The organism is Microcystis sp. M53598_WE2 (genome assembly GCF_030067735.1).
In the GTDB taxonomy this organism is placed as follows: domain Bacteria; phylum Cyanobacteriota; class Cyanobacteriia; order Cyanobacteriales; family Microcystaceae; genus Microcystis; species Microcystis aeruginosa.
The window spans coordinates 1-2,582 of the sequence record NZ_JASJFE010000829.1; the positions used below are offsets into that span (position 1 = coordinate 1).

Sequence of the window (2,582 nt, forward strand, 5' to 3'; positions counted from 1 at the left end):
ACTTACCATAGATTTTCTTGGGCAGCTCTAAGAGAATTAGTGATTAACAAAGCCAATAATTTTTTGACCTGATTTTATCTAGGGTCGATCAAGGCAGTAAATCAGTCTATAAACGATCCTGACTGGGTAAATTACCCAGAAAAGGTAAAAATCGAGAAGGAGAGAAGCTATTTCGGCACTAAATACTAACCCGATTATCTGTGTTCAGATCGAGGTTAATCTTAACTGGATAGGAGGAGAGGAAGTGCTTATTGATAGTGACATTGTACTCAATTTTGGTGAAAGAACCAAGTCCAAGCTAAAAATTGGCCATTACCCCCCCCTTTTTTTTTCTGCTCCACTAGATCAAGCCAGCCAAGCCTAGTTAGAATACCCAATTATCTAGAGAAAATTTCAATTTTTCTAGACACTATTTTTTCGTGACTCCAGGAAACCGGCGATCAAATGCTTCTGACGGGCGTGATTTTCCCGTATAATTAGGAGTTTGCACAGTGACAAAAGAAGTTAAGGAGCGAGTTCGATGGCACAAATGTACTATGATGAGGATGCCAATTTAGATTTATTAGCGGGAAAAACGATCGCTATTATTGGCTATGGTTCCCAGGGTCATGCCCACGCATTAAATCTCAAGGATAGTGGCGTTAATGTGATTGTTGGTCTATATCCCGGCAGTAAATCGGCAATCAAAGCCAAAGAAGCCGGTATTCCGGTTTATGATGTGGCCGAAGCCGCTAAAATTGCCGACTGGATCATGATCCTCTTACCGGATGAAGTGCAGAAAACGATTTATCTCAACGAAATTGCCCCGAATTTAAGCGCAGGCAAGGTTTTATCTTTTGCCCACGGCTTTAATATTCATTTCGGTCAAGTGGTTCCCCCGGCTAACGTCGATGTGGTTATGGTCGCACCCAAGGGACCGGGCCATCTCGTCCGTCGCACCTACGAACAAGGTCAAGGAGTCCCCTGTTTATTCGCCGTCTATCAAGATGCTACCGGCCAAGCACGCGATCGGGCGATGGCCTACGCTAAGGGTATCGGTGGCACTCGGGCCGGGGTTTTGGAAACCACTTTCCGCGAGGAGACAGAAACCGACCTTTTTGGCGAACAGGCAGTATTATGCGGCGGTTTAAGTGCTTTAATTAAAGCCGGCTTTGAAACCCTCGTGGAAGCTGGTTATCAGCCCGAATTAGCCTATTTTGAGTGTTTACACGAAGTGAAACTGATCGTCGATCTGATCGTCGAGGGCGGTTTAGCCAAAATGCGCGATAGTATTTCCAATACAGCCGAGTACGGTGACTATACTCGCGGTCCGCGGGTGGTGACGGAAGCGACTAAGGCCGAAATGCGGAAAATCCTCGGGGAAATTCAATCGGGACAATTCGCCAGAGAGTTTGTCCTCGAAAATCAAGCAGGTAAACCGGGGTTCACCGCTATGCGTCGTCAAGAAGCAGAACATTCGATCGAAGAAGTCGGCCAAGATCTGCGGGCGATGATGAGTTGGCTAAAACGCTAGTTCTCTTTTTTTCGGTGGAGGGTTGGACGCAACCTGGCAATTCTTGCTGTTGAGTCCGCCCCTACACCCCACACCCCACACCCCACACCCTGTCCCCAGGAAAAACTTTTTCAGCAGCTCCTACCTAGTAGATCGCCTCCCGTGATTTAACCAGACCGATCGCCCGTAAACCGGCAATCACACCACAACCGATCACCATACCGACGAAGGAACGAATCAGATTTTCTACAGGAATGATCGGAATTAAAGCGATCCAGACTTCTTCGGGCCAGTTAAAAATCGAGTAGGTAATGGCGACGACCCCTAAATGGGAGAGGCCGCTGGCAGTCCAGGTACCTCCAAAAATTCCCGCCGCTACTAGGGCCAAATTGCTACCTTTGATCCAATGGGTAAAAAGAGTCCGGGTTGGTAGGATAAATAATACCAAAGCTGACCAATCGACGAAAGCCCCGGCAATAAAGATTCGTGGCGAAATGCCGTTCAGTCCGATCGCCCGGTTAGCGTAGATAAACAGGGGAATCAGAAAAATTAACGTTAATCCTAACCACCAATAACGGCGTTTTTTGCCTAAAACCATCGTTCCCGCCACAAAACTGGCTATAATTGCCCCAAAGACCGAAATAGCGGGAATTCCTGCCGTGTAGGGGGCAAGGAAAGCCCCAATTAAGGACCCAATGCCACTAGCGATCGCCCCAGCGATCGGGCCGAGTAACCAACCCAAAAAGGGAAAAACCGCTTGACTGAGGGGCATACTACCGCCAGAAGCGAGGACAATGGAGAAGGGAATAAAAGAAAGGGTAGTGACAATGGCGGCTAAGACGACAATATAGGCGATCGGCGCACCATCAATGGCGGCACTACTGACAGCTTCCACTTTGCGTTCTTCGCCTTCGGGGATAATATCTAGGGTCATCGAAAATTTGGGTCTGAAACCCCGTCGTTCTACGACGGCTTTACTGTTAAATACTAGCGCATTTACACGATATACGCTAAAATGTGAGACATGGAAAAAGCCTATTCTTACCGATTTTACCCCACACCAACACAAGAGTCGCTATTGCGGCGCACA

3 protein-coding genes are annotated in these 2,582 nt (G+C 47.7%); 2 read left to right on the forward strand and 1 reads right to left on the reverse strand.

Going from position 1 to position 2,582, the window contains the following annotated elements; genetic code table 11:
• The first annotated feature begins 520 nt into the window (after positions 1–520).
• Positions 521–1,513, forward strand: a complete 993-nt coding sequence (gene ilvC, locus PX636_RS16800; RefSeq protein WP_288117941.1) for a ketol-acid reductoisomerase — start codon at positions 521–523, stop codon at positions 1,511–1,513.
• Between the two features lie 124 nt (positions 1,514–1,637).
• Here the strand turns inward: ilvC and PX636_RS16805 are convergent, their stop codons facing one another.
• Complete coding sequence (locus tag PX636_RS16805; RefSeq protein WP_288117943.1) at positions 1,638–2,426, reverse strand: ECF transporter S component; 789 nt, start codon at positions 2,424–2,426, stop codon at positions 1,638–1,640.
• Between the two features lie 90 nt (positions 2,427–2,516).
• Here PX636_RS16805 and PX636_RS16810 point away from each other — a divergent pair.
• Positions 2,517–2,582: helix-turn-helix domain-containing protein (locus PX636_RS16810; protein ID WP_288117945.1), on the forward strand; the 66-nt coding region annotated here is incomplete at its 3' end.

Bases quoted from the DNA above. Each gene is read 5' to 3' on its own strand.
- ilvC (WP_288117941.1), top strand. From the start codon at position 521: ATGGCACAAATGTACTATGATGAGGATGCCAATTTAGATTTATTAGCG.
- PX636_RS16805 (WP_288117943.1), bottom strand. From the start codon at position 2,426: ATGACCCTAGATATTATCCCCGAAGGCGAAGAACGCAAAGTGGAAGCT.